Annotated in this window: 21 protein-coding genes, 2 tRNA genes and 1 rRNA gene; 16 read left to right on the top strand and 8 right to left on the bottom strand. The window is 35.5% G+C overall.

All coding sequences use genetic code 11. The annotated features are described in order from the left end of the window. Nucleotides 1-22: 22 nt before the first annotated feature. Together CM19_RS09500 and CM19_RS09505 are read right to left on the bottom strand one after the other, a co-directional pair. Nucleotides 23-337 (bottom strand): hypothetical protein, encoded by a 315-nt coding sequence (locus CM19_RS09500; protein ID WP_048100205.1) that lies wholly within the window; start codon nucleotides 335-337, stop codon nucleotides 23-25. A 40-nt stretch (nucleotides 338-377) separates the two neighbouring features. Further along, entirely contained in the window at nucleotides 378-788 is a 411-nt protein-coding gene (locus CM19_RS09505; RefSeq protein ID WP_048100206.1) for a secondary thiamine-phosphate synthase enzyme YjbQ, read from the bottom strand. A gap of 44 nt (nucleotides 789-832) precedes the next feature. On the opposite strand from CM19_RS09505, the gene CM19_RS09510 reads away from it, so the two are divergent. The 16 genes from CM19_RS09510 to CM19_RS09585 all read left to right on the top strand — a co-directional run bounded on the left by CM19_RS09510 (nucleotide 833) and on the right by CM19_RS09585 (nucleotide 11,933). Further along, a complete protein-coding gene (locus CM19_RS09510; protein WP_048100207.1) occupies nucleotides 833-2,095 on the top strand; it encodes an AIR synthase-related protein in 1,263 nt (420 codons plus the stop codon). Between the two features lie 18 nt (nucleotides 2,096-2,113). Continuing rightward, the gene (locus tag CM19_RS09515; protein WP_048100208.1) at nucleotides 2,114-2,608 is read left to right on the top strand and encodes a 30S ribosomal protein S13; all 495 of its coding nucleotides are present in this window, start codon (nucleotides 2,114-2,116) and stop codon (nucleotides 2,606-2,608) included. 12 nt (nucleotides 2,609-2,620) lie between these two features. Continuing rightward, a complete protein-coding gene (locus tag CM19_RS09520) occupies nucleotides 2,621-3,157 on the top strand; it encodes a 30S ribosomal protein S4 (RefSeq protein WP_048100209.1) in 537 nt (178 codons plus the stop codon). 19 nt (nucleotides 3,158-3,176) lie between these two features. Beyond that, the gene (locus CM19_RS09525) at nucleotides 3,177-3,575 is read left to right on the top strand and encodes a 30S ribosomal protein S11 (RefSeq protein WP_048100210.1); all 399 of its coding nucleotides are present in this window, start codon (nucleotides 3,177-3,179) and stop codon (nucleotides 3,573-3,575) included. Continuing rightward, nucleotides 3,576-4,358: a DNA-directed RNA polymerase subunit D gene (locus tag CM19_RS09530; protein WP_048100211.1), complete on the top strand. Its 783-nt coding sequence runs from the start codon at nucleotides 3,576-3,578 to the stop codon at nucleotides 4,356-4,358. Further along, nucleotides 4,355-4,708, top strand: a complete 354-nt coding sequence (locus CM19_RS09535) for a 50S ribosomal protein L18e (protein ID WP_048100212.1) — start codon at nucleotides 4,355-4,357, stop codon at nucleotides 4,706-4,708. Before CM19_RS09530 ends, CM19_RS09535 begins: the two co-directional genes overlap by 4 nt. Next, the gene (locus CM19_RS09540) at nucleotides 4,705-5,148 is read left to right on the top strand and encodes a 50S ribosomal protein L13 (RefSeq protein ID WP_048100213.1); all 444 of its coding nucleotides are present in this window, start codon (nucleotides 4,705-4,707) and stop codon (nucleotides 5,146-5,148) included. The genes CM19_RS09535 and CM19_RS09540 overlap by 4 nt, the downstream gene beginning before the upstream one ends. Beyond that, nucleotides 5,135-5,545, top strand: a complete 411-nt coding sequence (locus CM19_RS09545) for a 30S ribosomal protein S9 (RefSeq protein WP_048100214.1) — start codon at nucleotides 5,135-5,137, stop codon at nucleotides 5,543-5,545. Before CM19_RS09540 ends, CM19_RS09545 begins: the two co-directional genes overlap by 14 nt. Nucleotides 5,546-5,551: 6 nt before the next feature. Beyond that, nucleotides 5,552-5,752, top strand: coding sequence for a DNA-directed RNA polymerase subunit N (locus CM19_RS09550; RefSeq protein ID WP_048100215.1), 201 nt, complete (start codon nucleotides 5,552-5,554; stop codon nucleotides 5,750-5,752). An 11-nt stretch (nucleotides 5,753-5,763) separates the two neighbouring features. Further along, entirely contained in the window at nucleotides 5,764-6,441 is a 678-nt protein-coding gene (gene rpsB, locus CM19_RS09555) for a 30S ribosomal protein S2 (protein WP_081801262.1), read from the top strand. Continuing rightward, nucleotides 6,438-7,289, top strand: a complete 852-nt coding sequence (gene amrB / locus CM19_RS09560; protein ID WP_048100216.1) for an AmmeMemoRadiSam system protein B — start codon at nucleotides 6,438-6,440, stop codon at nucleotides 7,287-7,289. Before rpsB ends, amrB begins: the two co-directional genes overlap by 4 nt. Beyond that, on the top strand, nucleotides 7,267-7,944 hold the full coding sequence (locus tag CM19_RS09565; RefSeq protein ID WP_150111419.1) for a hypothetical protein: 678 nt from the start codon (nucleotides 7,267-7,269) through the stop codon (nucleotides 7,942-7,944). The genes amrB and CM19_RS09565 overlap by 23 nt, the downstream gene beginning before the upstream one ends. A gap of 92 nt (nucleotides 7,945-8,036) precedes the next feature. Next, nucleotides 8,037-9,158 carry a type 2 isopentenyl-diphosphate Delta-isomerase gene (gene fni, locus CM19_RS09570; RefSeq protein ID WP_048100217.1) on the top strand — a complete coding sequence of 374 codons (1,122 nt, stop codon included), beginning with the start codon at nucleotides 8,037-8,039 and terminating at the stop codon, nucleotides 9,156-9,158. After that, nucleotides 9,133-10,116: a geranylgeranyl diphosphate synthase gene (gene gds / locus CM19_RS09575; RefSeq protein ID WP_048100218.1), complete on the top strand. Its 984-nt coding sequence runs from the start codon at nucleotides 9,133-9,135 to the stop codon at nucleotides 10,114-10,116. Before fni ends, gds begins: the two co-directional genes overlap by 26 nt. A gap of 44 nt (nucleotides 10,117-10,160) precedes the next feature. Next, nucleotides 10,161-11,075, top strand: a complete 915-nt coding sequence (locus tag CM19_RS09580) for an MraY family glycosyltransferase (protein WP_048100281.1) — start codon at nucleotides 10,161-10,163, stop codon at nucleotides 11,073-11,075. Nucleotides 11,076-11,843: 768 nt separating this feature from the next. Then, nucleotides 11,844-11,933, top strand: a tRNA-Pro gene (locus CM19_RS09585). A gap of 292 nt (nucleotides 11,934-12,225) precedes the next feature. On the opposite strand, the gene CM19_RS09590 is transcribed toward CM19_RS09585, so the two are convergent. The 6 genes from CM19_RS09590 to rrf form a co-directional block, all read right to left on the bottom strand. Next, nucleotides 12,226-12,318: transfer RNA gene (locus tag CM19_RS09590), tRNA-Asn, on the bottom strand. 262 nt (nucleotides 12,319-12,580) lie between these two features. Continuing rightward, entirely contained in the window at nucleotides 12,581-12,958 is a 378-nt protein-coding gene (rpl7ae, locus tag CM19_RS09595) for a 50S ribosomal protein L7Ae (protein ID WP_048100282.1), read from the bottom strand. Nucleotides 12,959-13,021: 63 nt separating this feature from the next. Beyond that, entirely contained in the window at nucleotides 13,022-14,725 is a 1,704-nt protein-coding gene (locus CM19_RS09600) for a glutamate--tRNA ligase (protein ID WP_048100219.1), read from the bottom strand. Further along, entirely contained in the window at nucleotides 14,706-15,389 is a 684-nt protein-coding gene (locus CM19_RS09605) for a phosphoglycolate phosphatase (protein WP_048100220.1), read from the bottom strand. The genes CM19_RS09600 and CM19_RS09605 overlap by 20 nt, the downstream gene beginning before the upstream one ends. After that, nucleotides 15,386-16,567 (bottom strand): HD domain-containing protein, encoded by a 1,182-nt coding sequence (locus CM19_RS09610; protein ID WP_048100221.1) that lies wholly within the window; start codon nucleotides 16,565-16,567, stop codon nucleotides 15,386-15,388. Before CM19_RS09610 ends, CM19_RS09605 begins: the two co-directional genes overlap by 4 nt. 31 nt (nucleotides 16,568-16,598) lie before the next feature. After that, nucleotides 16,599-16,717 (bottom strand): 5S ribosomal RNA (gene rrf / locus CM19_RS09615). Between the last annotated feature and the right edge of the window lie 16 nt (nucleotides 16,718-16,733).

The following is a 16,733-nucleotide window of genomic DNA, read 5'->3' on the forward strand; positions in this document are numbered from 1 at the left end:
GAAGAGGGGAAAATAAAAAGTCCTAATCATCTTTGAATTGTTTGAGAAAAACTAGGACAGGATGGTCGCTTCCTAGTTTATCTTCAAGATCTCTTATAATAAGTTCTATATCAATATCTGAGAATATCACTTTCCTTAGTAAGATCTCTGAAAAAATATAGGAGTTTGCTATTGTTTTCTCATCGAGTTCTTTTTCATCATAGAATAACTTGAACTTTAGATTGCTCTGCCTTTTTCTAAAAAGAAGAGAATTCAAGTAATCCTCAACTACTTGACCTACACACTCCCTTGAATCGCAGTAACTTAATCTCTCAAGGGTAAAACCTTCTGGAGGCATAACTCTCGATATTATTTTCGTAAATGAGGTAAAAAAGCAATCATTCTCCCATAACTTTTACGTAAATTGACCTATTTCTAGGGCCATCAAATTCCAATAGAATTATTCTCTGCCATGTTCCAAGATCTAGTTTTTTATTCTTTATAGGAACAATTCTTGAAGTTCCTATTATAGCAGAAATTATATGTGCATGTCCATTATTGTCTATTAAGTTATGGTTAAATTCTCCATCTGGAGGAACTAGCTTTTTTGCCCAAATTAAGTAATCCTTCATTAACCCTTGTTCAGCTTCATTTATTATTATTGAGCATGTGGTATGTTTAACTCCAACTACTACTATTCCATCTGTAGTTCCCATTTCTATGATAGCTTTTTCTACTGTATCTGTAATGTCTATACTTTCAAATCTACTGTTAGTCTTTATGCTAAATTCCTTTTCAAACGATTTCATCTTAGCTCTACTAAACTTATTTTGAATCGATAAAAGCTTTAGATATGGATTTAGAAGGATTAGCTAGGAGGTTAGATAAGCAAAGAGCCAAGCAAGAGATATTAGAACTCCTTGAAATATATAAGGGTAAAAATGATTTCAATGAAAAACTGGCAAATACTATAATTGAAGAAGTAGACCTTTCTAAGATATATTCATATTGGGAACCAATTAGAGTAGGAATAACTTCAGGTAATGCAGGTCTAGGTTCTAGAGGTATTGGAGATCATCTAATCCATGAAAAGCTTTTTGAATTGTCTGGAAAAAGTGTTGATACATTTGACGACGCCGGAATACAGGAAGACATAGCAATATCCATTGATGGTATTCACTCAAGGTTATCATATTATCCATTCCTAGCTGGATTTCATGCGACTAAGGCAACACTGAGAGATATAATGGTAAAGGGAGCTAACCCTTTAGGGCTAATAGTTGACATACATGTTTCTGATGATACGGATATATCATATCTTCTAGATTTTGAAGCAGGAGTTTCAACTGTAGCTGATGCTATAGGTGTAAAAATACTTTCAGGTAGTACGCTTAGGATAGGTGGAGATGTTGTCATAGGGGAAAGAATTAGTGGAGGAGTTGGTGCTATAGGTAAGATAAGCAACAAAAAATATCTAAGAAGTAACGTGAAAAAGGGAATGAAGATAATAATGACAGAAGGCAATGGTGGTGGTACGATAGCAAGTACTGCGATTTTTCATGGTTATCATGGAATTGTAGACGAGACGCTAAAAGTAGATGAGTTGATGGCATGCTCTGCTATTTTAAGTTCAGAGAATTCTGCCGAGGCTATGACAGATGTAACTAATGGAGGTCTTAGAATGGACGCAATTGAGATATCAGAAATTTCTCATGTTACTTTTAGGATAAATGTAGATAAATTCTTTTCTATGATAAATCCAAATGTACTCAAGATGCTTCATGATCTGGATATTGATCCTTTGGGTGTATCAATAGATTCTATCTTAATCTTTTCTAAAGACGAAGATATACTAAGAATATTATCCAAGGCTGGTATACGATCTGAAATAATAGGAGAAGTTGAGGACTTTTCCGGTTCATCAATTATAGACGAAACAGGAAAACCTATACAGCCTAAATTTAGAGAGAGTCCATATACTCCAGTTAAGAAGGTTATCGGAAATATATCGCCATATACACTAGACGAATTAAAGATAAAACTGGATATTGCTCTGAATGAGGCAAAAATGAGGAAAGATAAGGTATTGAAAAACTTAAAAGGTACATTTGTATAGTCCATACAGTCGATATTAATGTCAGATCAGTCATTCAGGTATATTGTAAGGATATTTGGTCAAGACGTAGACGGGACTGTAAAAGTCCCCTATGCTCTGGCCATGGTAAAGGGGATAGGGTATAACACTGCAAGGGCTATAGTAATGAAATTAGGTATAGACAAAGATAAGAGATTTGGAGAGTTAACTGAATCAGAAGTTAAAAAGATAGAGGATGTATTATCAGGGCATTCTATTAGGGATTTACCTTCATGGACTTTCAACAGAAGGATGGATTATGAAAGTGGAAGGGATATGCATTTAGTCACATCAGACTTAATTTATTACGTTAGGAATGACATTGAAAGAGAGAAGAAGATGAGAAGCTGGAGAGGAGTAAGACACTCTTTGGGTCTTAAGGTAAGAGGCCAAAGAACTAGAACTACAGGAAGGAGTGGAGGTACTGTAGGTGTAAAGAGAGGAAGAGCTGGACAACCTGCAGCCTCTACGCAAACACAACCGCAAAAGAAGTGAGAGGTGATTTAGTTGGGTGATCCAAGAAAAAGTACTAAAAAATGGAAAGGACCAGGTTCTCCTTGGATAAGAGAAAATTTAGTGCATGAACAGGAACTTATTGGAAGATATGGATTAAGAAACAAAAAGGAAATATGGTTAGCAAGAACTCTAGTCAGAGAGTTTAGGCATATGGCTAGATCATTGTTAGCATTACCACCTGCTGAAAGATTAGTTAGGGAAAAGCAGTTAATTGGTAGGCTATATAGAATGGGCTTGCTCAAGACAGAAAACGCTACTGTAGATGATATCTTAGGACTGAGAGAAGAGGATCTATTAGAAAGAAGATTACAAACCATAGTGTTCAAGAAAGGGTTAGCAAGAACTATATATCAGGCTAGGCAACTAATATCACATGGGCATATTTCATTAGGTGGAAAGAGAATAACTTCTCCAGGATATATTGTCTTGAAGGATGAGGAAAGTTTAATAGACTTCTATCCAATTTCACCCTTCAAATCTAATCCTCCTACATTAAACCAAGGTCAGGAGGAGCAAACTACTCAATAATCTTAAAAGGTGATCTTGTATGTCAAGCAGGCGTGAAATTAAGTGGGGAATAGCTCACATATATTCGTCTCAAAATAATACTATAATATCAATAACCGATATTACTGGTGCTGAGACAATATCTAGAGCGTCAGGTGGTATGGTAGTTAAAGCAGATAGGGAAAAATCTTCACCATATGCTGCAATGCTAGTTGCAAATAAGGTATCTTCTGAAGCATTAGATAAAGGAATTATGGCTGTTCATATTAAGGTTAGAGCACCTGGAGGTTCAGGACCTAAGACCCCAGGTCCTGGGGCTCAACCAGCAATAAGATCTTTAGCTAGATCTGGATTTATTATAGGAAGAATTGAAGACGTTACACCTATACCTCATGATAGCATAAGGAGGCCAGGAGGAAGGAGAGGAAGGAGAGTCTGAATGCCAATTTCCATTTTATCAAAAGATACTTACTCTATTTCTTTAGTTTTAGATGGTTATCCACTTGAGTTAGCAAGCGCTATTCGTAGGGCATCAATGCTATATACTCCTGTTATGGCAGTAGACGAAGTGTATATTGTGGAAAATAATAGCTTGCTGTACGATGAAGTATTAGCTCATAGATTAGCTATGATCCCTTTTTCGTCAGAAGAAGCAATATCTCACTATAGATCGCCTGATGAATGCGCTGAATGTAAGGAAAATTGTGATGGATGTTTCTCTAACATCTATCTAGAAGTTGAGGCTAAGGATAAAGAGACCATGGTATATTCTAGGGATATTAAATCTGATGACCCAACCATTACACCAATTAGCGATAGTATTCCAATAGTTCTTCTTGGAAAGAATCAAAAGATATCACTTCAAGCTAAGCTTAGGTTAGGTTATGGGGCAGAACACTCCAAATTTAATCCTGTTGCTGCTGCAGTAGTGAGGTATTATCCGAAAGTTATAGTAGAAGAGGATTGTCAGATTGCTATTGAGGTATGCCCAGAAAATGTGTTCGAGAGTAAGGACGGCAAACTTGTAGTTAAGAACGAAGCATCTTGTACTTTATGTCAAGAATGTACAAGAGTATGTAAAGGTATAAAGGTTGAACAAGTAGAAGGTAAATATATTCTTTACGTAGAAAGTGTAGGTAGTCTTAAGCCAGAGAGAGTTTTAATAGAGGCTAGTAAGAGTATACTTCGTAAGTTAAACGAACTTAAGAAGGTGATTGGATGAGAAGGACAGGTAGTACCGACATATTAGCTAGAAAGTTAATTAGGAGTCTTCAAAAGCAAGATAAACCTCTGTGGAAAGTCACTGCGGATATGTTGCAGTCCCCATCTAGAAAGAGAACCTATGTTAATTTATATAAAATTGAAAAATATGCGAAGGAAGGAGAAGTGGTAGTAATACCTGGTAAAGTACTAGGAATAGGTTCTATTTCTAAACCTGTTACAGTTGTAGCTTTAGACTTTTCGAAGTCAGCAATAGAGAAGATCAATAAGGTCGGGGGAAAAGTAGTAGGTCTTTACAATTTTGATAAGCTAGATTTAAAGGGTAAGCATGTGAGGTTGATGAGAAAATGACTGATGAAGTAATAATAAATGCGGAAAATCAGATACTTGGCAGGTTATGTTCTAATACTGTAAGGCTTCTTAAAGAAGGAAAGAAAGTTAAGATAGTTAACATAGAGAAAGCGGTAATAAGTGGTCCTAAGTCAAGAGTTGTGAGCGGATACAAGCTTCTATTTACAGTAAGGACTATGTTTAACCCTGAAAGACAGGGCATAAGAAGGCCAAAAAATCCTATCAACATTGCTAAAAGAACAATTAGAGGTATGTTACCAAAAACTCCTAAAGGAAAAGAAATGTTTAAGTCTTTGATAATATATGTTGGTGTGCCAGCTGAACTTCAAGGGAAAGAAACGATTTCCTTTTCTAATTCTTCTGTATCGAGGTTGAAAGGAAAATATATTACTGTAGGTGAATTAGCTAGTGAATTAGGGTGGAACAATGGAAGAAAGTAAAGTTATAATAACTACCGCAAGAAGAAAAATGGCGAGGGCAAAATGCTATTTATATCAAGGTAAAGGTAGGGTAATGATTAATGATATACCTGTTGAAGTAATTCCAGTAGAGGTAATGAGGTTAAAAATAATGGAGCCTTTGCTTTTGGCAGGGGATTCTATTTTGTCGCAGATCGATGCTAAGGTTTACACTAGTGGAGGAGGGATAATGGGGCAAGCTGATGCAGCTAGAATGGCTCTAGCTAGGGCTTTGGTCTCATTTAGTGGTAGTCAAGAGCTTAAAGATATGTATAAGCAATATGATAGAACCATGTTAGCTGGAGATCCTAGGCAGACCGAGTCAGAAAAGTGGATGAGATATAGTGCAAGAAGATGGAGACAGAAATCATATAGGTGAAACGAAATGATTATACCAGTTAGATGTTTTACATGCGGTTCCTTAATAGCAGATAAATGGGAGTCATTTATAACTAGAGTGAGTTCTGGAGAAGATCCTGGGAAGGTTTTGGATAGTTTAGGAGTAAAGAGGTATTGTTGCAGGAGAATGCTCTTAAGTAACGTTGACATTATTAAGGAAGTCGTTAATTACACTAGACCAATTTAAAGGTGAGTTAGATGAGTGAAGAGGAAAGAGGTTCAAATTTATCCGAGGATGAAAAAGCTGAATTGCAGAAATCAGAAAAAGGCGCAGTAATTGAACTCCTGGTTCCACTTGAGAATTATCTTTCAGCTGGAGTTCATATAGGAACCCATAGTTGTACTAAGTATATGCAAAACTTTATCTATAGAGTGAGGCCTGAAGGTCTTTATGTTCTTGATGTGAGAAAAATAGATGAGAGACTTAGGATTGCTGCGAGATTTCTTGCTAGGTTCTCTCCCGCTTCGATGCTAGCTGTAGCAACTAGACCATACGCATTCATGCCTGTACAAAAATTCGCGGAAGTTGTGGGAGGTAAATACATAACTGGTAGATTAGTTCCAGGTACTCTAACTAACGCTTATCTAAATAATTATATAGAACCAGAAGTGCTACTTGTATCAGATCCAAGAACTGACACGCAAGCGATAAAAGAAGCATCAAAGATGGGAATCCCAGTGGTAGCTTTTGCAGATACTGATGCAAAAATTGACTTTGTTGACCTAGTTATACCAGCTAATAATAAGGGAAGAAAATCGTTGGCATTGCTCTATTGGGCTTTAGCTAGGCAAGTACTGAGAGAAAGGAAAGATATCGCGGCTGATTCTGACATACCTGTAAAAGTAGAAGAATTTGAGGTGAAGTTAGTACAATGAATAGAAAGCCGGCTGTTGCCGGCTCCTTTTATGATTCGGATCCCATTGAACTAAGGAAATTAATCGAGTGGTCGTTTCTTCATCAAGTTGGACCCGGTTCCTTGCCCAAGATTTCTGCAGTTAAGAAGCCTAGAGACAACTTATTTTTTGTAGTTCCGCATGCAGGCTATATATATAGTGGACCTGTGGCTGCACATTCCTTTTACTATTTAGCGGAAGAAGGAAAACCTGATGTAGTCATAGTTATTGGGCCAAATCACACTGGTTTAGGTTCTTACGTGTCTATTTGGCCTAAAGGAGAATGGGAGACTCCTTTAGGTAATGCTAAAATCGATGAAGGATTAGCAATGGAGCTAGTTAAAGACGGAGAAGTTATAGATATAGATGAAAAAGCTCATATGTACGAACATTCAATTGAAGTTCAAATACCTTTTTTGCAGTATCTTTTTCAAGACGTTAAAATAATTCCAATAGTTGTTATGCTTCAAACTCCGGATATTGCAGAATTTTTAGCTGAAGCTATCTATAGATTGATGAAAAGACATCAAGACCTGGATATAGTAGTTCTATCGAGTAGCGATATGAACCATTACGACCCATATGATATAACTTACAAGAAAGACGAAATGGCAATCCAGAAAATTCAGCAGTTAGATTATAAGGGATTATATGATGTAGTTGAGAATAAAGATGTTACTATGTGTGGTTATGTTCCAGTGATGGTATCTATGATTTTAGCCAGAAAGCTCTCAAAGAAAGCTTATATTTTAAAGCATGCAACATCTGGTGATACTTCAGGAGATAAGAGTTCAGTCGTGGGATATCTTGCAGCAAGGTTTGGAAGCTGAATTTCCTATATGTTTTTCCGGAATTCCATTAAAAGTAAATAATCCTATCTTTATTGTAATGACTAAAGGTATTATAAGCTTTTCTGAGATAAATCAAGATATTTGGGGTATTTCACAATATTTTAAGGATGCTACTGGATTTTCCCCAACAACGTTCTACACTATAAATGGAGAGATTCCTTTGTCATCAAAGTATATTTTATCAACTGAAATGACGTTAAAGGAAATGATGCGAAAATTAGGAATAAATATCTCTAAAGAGGAATTTTTTCAAATCCTTAACCTTATAGATGAGGTAGCTTTTGATTCTGAAGTTATAAGAGGTATGAGAAAGTCCATGGAGGCGAATTCTTCACTATTGTATAGAGATCTGGAAGATCCTGTTTTAGTAAATTTTCCAGTCTTAAACATTAAAGCATTAATGAGTTATCCACTTGGAGATCCTGTGTATAAAGATAATGCACTAATTCATCTAACTGGTTATTTACCCTCAGCGATAGCAGAAGGGAAAACTTTTCTTATAAGTGTAGAAAATGGTTTGTGGGGCTCTTTATATTCTCTTCCAATATTGAATGTAAAAAACTGGAAATGGATATGGGATTTAAATTATTCAACTCTAATAAGTTTTAATTTAGACGAATCAGACAATTTATAACTTTAAGCATTGCACATATATTAATGGCTATTCAAATGGTTATTCTGTTTAAACGAGAAAAAGAATTTAGTCTCCTTATGTTATAAGGACTTATGGATATAATAAGCCGTAAACTTGAGCATGTCGAGATTTGTTTATTTGAAGATGTGGAGTCTGGTAACACTTTGCTTGATAACGTTACTTTAATTCATCAGGCAATGCCAGGTATTTCATTAGGCGATGTGAAAACTAAGATACGTTTTCTAGGAAAAGAAATATCCTACCCGATAATGGTAACAGGCATGACTGGCGGAAATCCAGAGCTAGGTAGAATTAACGGCATTATAGCAGAGGTTATTGAGGATATGGGCCTAGCTATGGGCGTAGGTAGTCAAAGAGTAGCTTTAGAAAAGGCAGAGGCTATGAGCAGTTTTAAAATAGTAAGAAAGTATGCCCCTACTGCTCCGATAATTTCAAACATAGGAGCTGCCCAACTTCTTAAAGGCTACGGCCTCAAAGAACTACGAGATCTTGTTAGCATGATAGAGGCTGACGGTATTGCTGTTCATCTTAACCCAGCACAAGAGGTTTTCCAACCAGAAGGTGAACCATTCTACTCTGTGGAAATCTTAGCTAAGCTTAGAGATATTTCTAAGGAATTAGGAGTCCCTATAATAATAAAGGAGACAGGAACAGGAATATCTATCGAAACTGCAAAAGCATTTTCTGACATAGGAATTAATTATTTTGATATATCTGGAAGCGGAGGGACAAGTTGGGTATCTGTAGAAATGTTTAGAGATGAGAGAAAGGGAAGCTGGAAAAAGGAAAGTGCTAAACTATTTTCTAATTGGGGAATTCCAACTGCTGCATCAATAATTGAGACTAGATTTGCTTCACCTAATGCAACAATAATAGGCAGTGGCGGAATTAGAAACGGTCTGCATGTAGCTAAGGCAATAGCCTTAGGTTCTAATTTAGCAGGAATGGCTCATCCAGTGCTAAAGGAAGCAGTGGCCGGAAAAGACGCATTAATTAATTTCTTTAATAGGGTAGAGTTTGAGTTAAAAGCGGCTATGATGCTTACTGGATCTAAGGATATTGAGTCATTAATGAAATCGCCTATAGTCATTACAGGAGAATTAAAGGATTGGATGGAAAGTAGGGAGATAAGCTTATCTTTGTTTAATAAGGTTAGAAAAAGAGAATATGGAACTTCAAGAGTATTTCAATGAAATAGTAAGAAATGTTGATATGGAAATACAAAATAGACTAAAAGGAGATGTTAAGGGGCTATACGAAGCATCATACCATCTTTTTACTGCTGGAGGAAAAAGGCTTAGGCCTCTTGTTGTTGTTTCCGTTGCTAACGTTTTAGGAGGTGATATTAATAGAGCATATTTAGCAGCGACAGCAGTAGAAATCCTTCATAACTTTACTTTAATACATGACGACATAATGGATCAGGATACGATCAGAAGAGGAGTTCCCACTGTTCATGTAAAGTGGGGAGTTCCAATGGCTATTCTCGCAGGAGATCTTCTTCACGCTAAGGCCTTTGAGGTATTAAGTGACGCGCTTAAAGGATTAGAAAATGACAGGATATTTTTAGGTTTCTCAGAATTTGCGAAGTCTACTGAAATAATAGCTGAAGGTCAAACTATGGACATGGAATTTGAGAATAGAAATGATGTAACCGAAGTTGAATATATAAAAATGATAGAAAAGAAAACAGCTCAACTCTTTTCTTGTTCCGCATTTTTAGGTGCTTTAATATCCAAGGCTAATGATTACTTCCTGGATAAAGCTAAAATTCTAGGCTTGAAAATGGGAACAGCTTTTCAGATAGTAGATGATATTCTTGGTTTGACTGCTGAAGAGAAAGATCTAGGTAAACCAGTATATAGCGATATTAGAGAGAGTAAAAAAACTATATTACTAATAAGAGCATTAAATGAGGCAAGCGAGTCGGAAAAGAAAACGATCATGGAAGGTTTAGGTTCAAAGGATCCTGAAAAAATAAGAAAGGCTGCAGAAATAGTCAAGAACTTATCCTTAGATTATGCATATTCACTTGCTGAAAAGTTAGCTGAAGAGGCAAACAGAATAATAGAAGAATGGGATTCAAACACCTCAATAGGTGGAAAGGCTTTAAAATATCTTGTTGAGCTTACAGTCAAAAGGCGAAAATAGTGTTTCCTGTTATTCCGATAATCACAAGCTTTCTAGTTACTTTTATGGCAACTTCCTGGTTAATTAAAGTAGTAAAAGAGAGAAGAATTGTCGGAATAGATATTAATAAGAGAGAAAAGCAAGAAATCCCCTCCTTAGGAGGTATAGGAGTAGTAGCCGGTTTTGTAGCTGGCTCGTTTGCACTCTTAGTTGAAAATCCAACACATATTAAAGTAATTTCGGCAATCCTCATCTCTTCTTTGCTTATCGCCTTTTTAGGTCTAATTGATGATTTCTTAAACCTTAAGCAGTCTATAAGGGCTTTCATGCCTATTTTTGCTTCTGTACCTCTAGCAGTTTTTAGTGTAGGACATTCAATAATATCTATTCCATTCATAGGTCCTGTCAATTTTGGCTTAATTTACTATATTCTTATAATTCCTGGTGCATTAACGATAACATCTAACGCATTTAATATGCTTGAAGGCTTAAATGGACTAGGAACAGGTTTAGGTATAATTATGGCGTCAGCTTTAGCTTACATTGGCCTAATACATACTGGAAATATAAGAGTTGCTGGATACTTGTCGCTAGTTTTGGTGGCTTCTCTGCTAGCATTTTTATATTATAACAAATACCCTGCAAAAATTTTTATAGGGAATATAGGGACTTACTTTATAGGTTCAGTTATAGGTTCAATTGGCATTTCTGGATTTATGTTCACAGCTTTAGCGGTGCTCTATTTACCTTATGTAATTGAGTTCATCCTTAAGGCAAGGACTAGATTTAAGGGTGTTTCTTTTGGAAAGATTGATAGCGACGGAAAACTCTACTGGGATGAAAAACCAAACTCTTTGACTCATATAATAATGAAGATCGGTAAGATGAAGGAGTATCAGATAGTTATGATTATTTGGGTTATAGAAATATTATTTGCTATACTAGCTATAATATTACAGACAACAATAATACTGATATAATAAGTGTGTGCTATGGGATCTGTGTTTATATTGAATCAAAATATATATTAATCCAAAAATTAGTTAAAATTCATTTATGATAATTTTTTATTGTAATAAGCAAGATGATTTTCCCTTTTTTATATATTTAGTTAGATATTACGGTTTAGTATTTCTTCTCTGGTTTATAGCTTTCTCAAATGATATCTTAAAATTTAGATTAGCAAAAAGTAGATTTTATCATATTCTCTCATTCGCAACACTTCTAACACTTCTGTAGAAGAGAAAACACTAAATTTTTTCATAATATTTTATTATTACTTTGACTTTTCTTAGTTTCATATAATTGAGGAACGATATTTGTGTAAATATCTCAAGGTAAAGAGCTCTTAGATCTCCTAAAAGTACTGTATATTATCTACTCCATTAGTTTGGATATTATCACCAGTCTTTCTCCATTAGAAAGACTTTACTACTCTTAAGTAGTGAAATCCTTATTGAGATCATTTTTAAACATGTTAAAGATGTTATGAGTTCTAAGGTGTTTACATTAAGTTCTCAACTTTCCAGTAATACACTCTCATTTCATTAAAGCGTTAATTATGGCTAATCTTTTACTATTATAATCAGGATATACAAAATGGTTTTATATGGACTGTAGGTCACTTTTTTTATCTTCTTGAATGGAGACTTCCACTCTCTTAACTTTCCAACAAGATGAATATCTTAAACTTTCAAGTTATAGCGACTAAAAAATCTTATATTTTACTATTTGCCATTTCTTTATGTGGGGCCGTAGTCTAGCCTGGACTAGGAACCTCTGGCTGGAATGCCAGGCTTGGGCCCTGGTGATCGCGGGTTCAAATCCCGCCGGCCCCATAGTTGGATATAGAGAATTGTTTTGATTTCAGCTAGGATAAAGAACTTTACAGCAAACGTGAAATCGTGTTTTAATTACTATAACTGGTATTGAATTACCTCAACCTCTCAGTTGTGGCTTCTGCTTCAGAATAAACTCGGAAAAGAGTATAAGGGTCAACTTCATAGATGAAGGGATCCGTTTCCTATTCCATAATAGACAGGATATTAACTACACCTACGATTACGATCTGTAGTTATTCATCTATTATAGGAACTACATTAGAAATCTCATCCACAGAAGAGGATTATATGGCGCCGCGGGGTGGACTCGAACCACCGACCGCCCGGTTACTGTTACATTGGCATTAACAGCCGGGCGCTCTTCCAACTGAGCTACTGCGGCAAGATTACTAAAATACTCTAGTGGTTATAACGTTTTTGCTCCATATTTTACATATCAGAAGAAAATTTTGCTTATCCAATATATAAAAATTTACTAATATTAAATATCAATTTTACCTGAAAATATGTGTCATTATAAGAACATGTTATTGAAAAATCTCATATGCTAACTATGTTTTTTATCTTAATATATCTCTTTACTTTTCTTTTAAAAAGAGTAAAGTATAAAATTTATATTAAAAAATTTTTCTTAATTATGCATATCAGGATTTTCCAGTTATTTCAGAAAGTCTCTTTAATATCTCTCCAAGGTCATCTTTTGCCTGTCCAGGATCAAGTATTGCAGCAGCAGAAGCTCCTACTTGTAGACCACATGCCTCTCCTAAAGCCTTTTTAGTCTGTACATAGATGTATGGAATCTTCTTCTCTTCACAAAGCCCTGGCAAGTGTGCTACTATTTCCTCTGGTTGGACATCTTCAGCTATAAGAACAAGTTTAGCTTGACCTCTCTCTATAACTTTTGTTGTTTCATTTGTACCTTTCTTTACTTTTCCTGTTTCTTTAGCTTTTTTAAGTATTTCTAGTGCCTTATCTGATAGTTCTTGTGGAACGTCGAACTTTACATATGAAGCTTTTGACATAGCGTTCATCCTCCTTTGTCACGCGATTTATACTGAAGTGAGCTACGCTTAAAAAATTACTGTTTATTCATGCGAGTATATAACGACGGTCTCTTTCTCGTTCTGTGAATCTACTCTAACGAATCCATATCTGACAAATTGTACTACCTCTCCTTCTTTTAGGTTCGCAACAGCCTTCTCTCCAAAACCTTCTTTTTTCTCTAAATTGTCGCCTGAAGCTTTTATTACTCTCACTCTTACGGCTTCTGAAGCCTTTACCCATTGCACAATGCTTGCTTTTTCTTTTTTAGCACTTTCTATATCAGTGCTGGTGAATATTGCCTTATTTCCTTGGACTCTTACATTACATAGCTCAACTAATCTTATTACTTTACCATCTTTCGCATCTTGTTCGTTAACGTATATTCTATCTCCTGGATAAACTTTGATCTGTCTAAATTCTTTTGAACCAGGATAAAGAGGAATCTGTGCAGTCATCTGATCATCTATGTCTAGCTCAAGCTCTTTAAAGGATTCCACATACATTAGTCTTTTAGCTGTCGGATCTAGATTTTTCCTATTAATAGAGGCCAAATTATCGAAACTAATTGTGGCATCAGAGTTTTTTAGTCCTACTTCAATAATTAACTCCCTAATAGTTTCAGGTAAAATTCCTCTCCTTCTTAATCCAGCAATTGTGGGTAATCTAGGATCGTCTTTTCCTAACCCTTTTTCTAGCATAACTTTGATTTTGGACTTGCTCATCATGAAACCCTCTAACTTTAGTCTTCCGAATTCCATGATTTCTGGGATTTTCCAATTCATGTAATCATAGATCCACTTCTGTTTTTCAGCGTTGATTGTGTGCTCTTTTGCTCTAAAGATATGAGTAACATTAAAGTCATGATCATCAACTACTGTAGCGAAGTTGTAGGTAGGCCAGACAATATATTTACTTCCAACTATAGGGTGAGGATTAGCCTCAGTATCTATTATTCTTGCTATAACCCAATCGATTTTTGATGGGTCAGGATCGTTTAGATCAGTTTTTATTCTAACTACTGCTTCTCCTTCTTTGAATCCTCCAGAAAGCATTTTATCCCATAGTTCTTCATTACGACTAGGTTCTTTCTCTCTATTAAAACACTGTAGAGAAAAGTTTCTTGTCTCCTTCATCTTCTTAAATTCTTCCTCAGTGCAACAATCTATGTAAGCGTGACCATTTCGTATAAGTTCTCTAATAACTTCATAATACCTTTCTATTCTGGAAGATTCCTTAAACTCTTCTTGCCAAGAAAGACCAAGCCATCTTAAGTCCTCTCTTATCCATTCATATGCCTCTTTAATTGGTTTCTTGACTTTCGGGTCTGTATCGTCAAATCTAAGTATAAATTTCCCGTTATACATTTTAGCGTATTCAGATGAAATAATTGCTGCTCTCACATTTCCTAGATGAATTGGTCCATCAGGATTAGGTGCAAATCTGGTTACAAATATGTTATTTACGTGGAGAGGAGGTAGCGATTTTTTCTCCTCTTTCTCTTTCCTTTCCTCAAGCATTTCTGGGAACTTAGCCTTTAGCTCACTTAGTTGTTCATTTAAAGTAAGAGAATTTACTCTGTCAACTATTTGTTTTACTTGTTCAGTAATTTCCTTAGCTTTGTTCCTTAATTCTGGATATTCCCCGATTACTTTACTCATTACAGGACCGACTGACGCTTTTCCATTGTGTTTTATGGCATTAGCTAACGCATGTTTATAAATTAGTTCATCTATATTCAAACTCACCACCTATAACTTTCTTCATAAAAGCGGAGAGATCTCTCTCATCTTTTGTGTTAATAATAAGATTAGCGGATCTCTTTAATTCTTCTTCCGCATCGCTTACAGCGATTTTGAGACCAACTTCTTCAAACATCTCTAGATCAGTAAGAGAATCTCCTATTGCAGCAACCTCATTTTTATTTAGACCATGCATTTCTATCAACTTTCTTACCCCAATATTTTTCCCCGCTGGATTAAACGCTATGTGTATTGCATATCCTGACGAATTTATGTACATACCATTAATGTTAGCCCATTCTCTCATATCTGCTTTTAGTTCGGGTGGAGTGAAACTGAAGTCACATTCCTTATACAGATTTTGCCAACTATCCTTTACTTTATATCTTTCCTTGAATTCCTCAACTTTTCTTTTATCCATATCTTTACATACCTTTACTTTACTCTTGAAAAAAACTACACATCCGTTTTCAGCTACAACTCCACCTGAAAAGCCTAGGTAGTTATGCAATCCTCTTAATACTGGGAAGGAATTCCCACTTACTATTGCTACTTTAATTCCATTTTCTTCAAATATTCTTAATTTCTCTATGATTGTTAAGTTCAACTTATACGTATTTCTTTCTTCAGTTAGAGTGCCATCCAGATCAGAAAGAACAAGTTTTATCATTCTAAAATTTCCCTCGCTCTTTTAGAGTACTCATAATCAACATAAACTCTCCTTATAATTATGTTGTCTGGCATCTCATTAAGAAGCGTCGATGAAAACTCCTTAAGCCTTTTTTCCTTCCCTTTGCTTAAGATTCTTATCTTACCTTTATCTATAACAGCGATCTTCTCTTCGAAAGGATAGATAGAATTTTCTGGAATTCCTAATCTAACAAGTTTATTTCTTATATCTCCAAGAAATTCTTGTTCATCCCTATAAGAGATTTCCTCATACACTACTTTAGGTCCCCTTCTATCCATAAAATTTCTTATTTGTTCTATAACGTCACTAGATGCACTGTCTGATAATAAACAATTATACATAGAAGATATAATCCAGTTATCGTCCCAATAGGCCAATAGTTCTTCATTAACCATATCTTTCACAGCTTGAGGAGACGAGAGTATTCCTTGACACGATTCAGACATTTTAGAGTAGATTTTTCTTAAAAAAAGTTCAAATCCAAGTATTGTTTTATGATAGTAAACGGCCTGATACATATGAAGCCTGGAAATGTAAAAATTTTCTAAGCTTATAATTCCTTTATCCTCAGCTAATACTCCATCTTCTCTATAATGTATAGTGTCTATAAGTCTATCTAGGTCCAGTTTACCTAACTGAACGCCAGTATGTCTTGAATCCCGGATTAAGTAATCAATTCTGTCTACATCAACTTCGCCATCGATAACAGAGGATAGTAAATTTTTACCACGATAGAGGTCTTGAATCTTACTTATATTTACTCCATATTTGTTTAATATATCCTTTATTATAGAATTTTCAAGAATATAATCCCTTAACTCCTTATTTCCTATTCCCATGCTTAAATAGTATCCTTCAAGGGCGTGACTAAAAGGAAATTGACCTATATCGTGAAGTAAACCAGCTATCTTAAGACTTGAAAACTCGTCATCAGATATTTCTCCTTCATTTCTCATTTTTTCTCCAAGTTTCGAAGCTAAGAAAAAGGTTCCTAAAGAGTGGCTAAATCTGGAATGAGTTGCTCCAGGATAAACAATGTAGGCTAGGCTAGTCTGTTTTATTCTTCTAAGTCTCTGGAACTCCGCTGTATCTACTATTTCCGTCTCTAAATCTCCTAAAGTTATGTACCCATGAACTTCATCAAAAATCTTCTTCATCAAGATGAATAAAAACAAGAAAATAATAAGCCCACCTCAGCTTAGAAGGGCTACGGATCCTTTCGGACTCCACGGCCCTCCTAACGTAGGAGGCTTAACTTCCGGGTTCGAGATGAGTCCGGGTGTTGCCCCCCTACTATGACCGAGTGGACAATATAACTTATCT

Source organism: Candidatus Acidianus copahuensis (assembly GCF_000632495.1).
GTDB lineage: Archaea > Thermoproteota > Thermoprotei_A > Sulfolobales > Sulfolobaceae > Acidianus > Acidianus copahuensis.

Coding starts and splice junctions, on each gene's coding strand:
- CM19_RS09540 (WP_048100213.1), top strand. CDS start 4,705: ATGACTGATGAAGTAATAATAAATGCGGAAAATCAGATACTTGGCAGG.
- CM19_RS09515 (WP_048100208.1), top strand. CDS start 2,114: ATGTCAGATCAGTCATTCAGGTATATTGTAAGGATATTTGGTCAAGAC.
- gds (WP_048100218.1), top strand. CDS start 9,133: ATGGAACTTCAAGAGTATTTCAATGAAATAGTAAGAAATGTTGATATG.
- CM19_RS09530 (WP_048100211.1), top strand. CDS start 3,576: ATGCCAATTTCCATTTTATCAAAAGATACTTACTCTATTTCTTTAGTT.
- amrB (WP_048100216.1), top strand. CDS start 6,438: ATGAATAGAAAGCCGGCTGTTGCCGGCTCCTTTTATGATTCGGATCCC.
- rpl7ae (WP_048100282.1), bottom strand. CDS start 12,958: ATGTCAAAAGCTTCATATGTAAAGTTCGACGTTCCACAAGAACTATCA.
- CM19_RS09535 (WP_048100212.1), top strand. CDS start 4,355: ATGAGAAGGACAGGTAGTACCGACATATTAGCTAGAAAGTTAATTAGG.
- CM19_RS09610 (WP_048100221.1), bottom strand. CDS start 16,567: ATGAAGAAGATTTTTGATGAAGTTCATGGGTACATAACTTTAGGAGAT.
- CM19_RS09580 (WP_048100281.1), top strand. CDS start 10,161: ATGGCAACTTCCTGGTTAATTAAAGTAGTAAAAGAGAGAAGAATTGTC.
- CM19_RS09550 (WP_048100215.1), top strand. CDS start 5,552: ATGATTATACCAGTTAGATGTTTTACATGCGGTTCCTTAATAGCAGAT.
- fni (WP_048100217.1), top strand. CDS start 8,037: ATGGATATAATAAGCCGTAAACTTGAGCATGTCGAGATTTGTTTATTT.
- rpsB (WP_081801262.1), top strand. CDS start 5,764: ATGAGTGAAGAGGAAAGAGGTTCAAATTTATCCGAGGATGAAAAAGCT.
- CM19_RS09525 (WP_048100210.1), top strand. CDS start 3,177: ATGTCAAGCAGGCGTGAAATTAAGTGGGGAATAGCTCACATATATTCG.
- CM19_RS09510 (WP_048100207.1), top strand. CDS start 833: ATGGATTTAGAAGGATTAGCTAGGAGGTTAGATAAGCAAAGAGCCAAG.
- CM19_RS09500 (WP_048100205.1), bottom strand. CDS start 337: ATGCCTCCAGAAGGTTTTACCCTTGAGAGATTAAGTTACTGCGATTCA.
- CM19_RS09545 (WP_048100214.1), top strand. CDS start 5,135: ATGGAAGAAAGTAAAGTTATAATAACTACCGCAAGAAGAAAAATGGCG.
- CM19_RS09605 (WP_048100220.1), bottom strand. CDS start 15,389: ATGATAAAACTTGTTCTTTCTGATCTGGATGGCACTCTAACTGAAGAA.
- CM19_RS09505 (WP_048100206.1), bottom strand. CDS start 788: ATGAAATCGTTTGAAAAGGAATTTAGCATAAAGACTAACAGTAGATTT.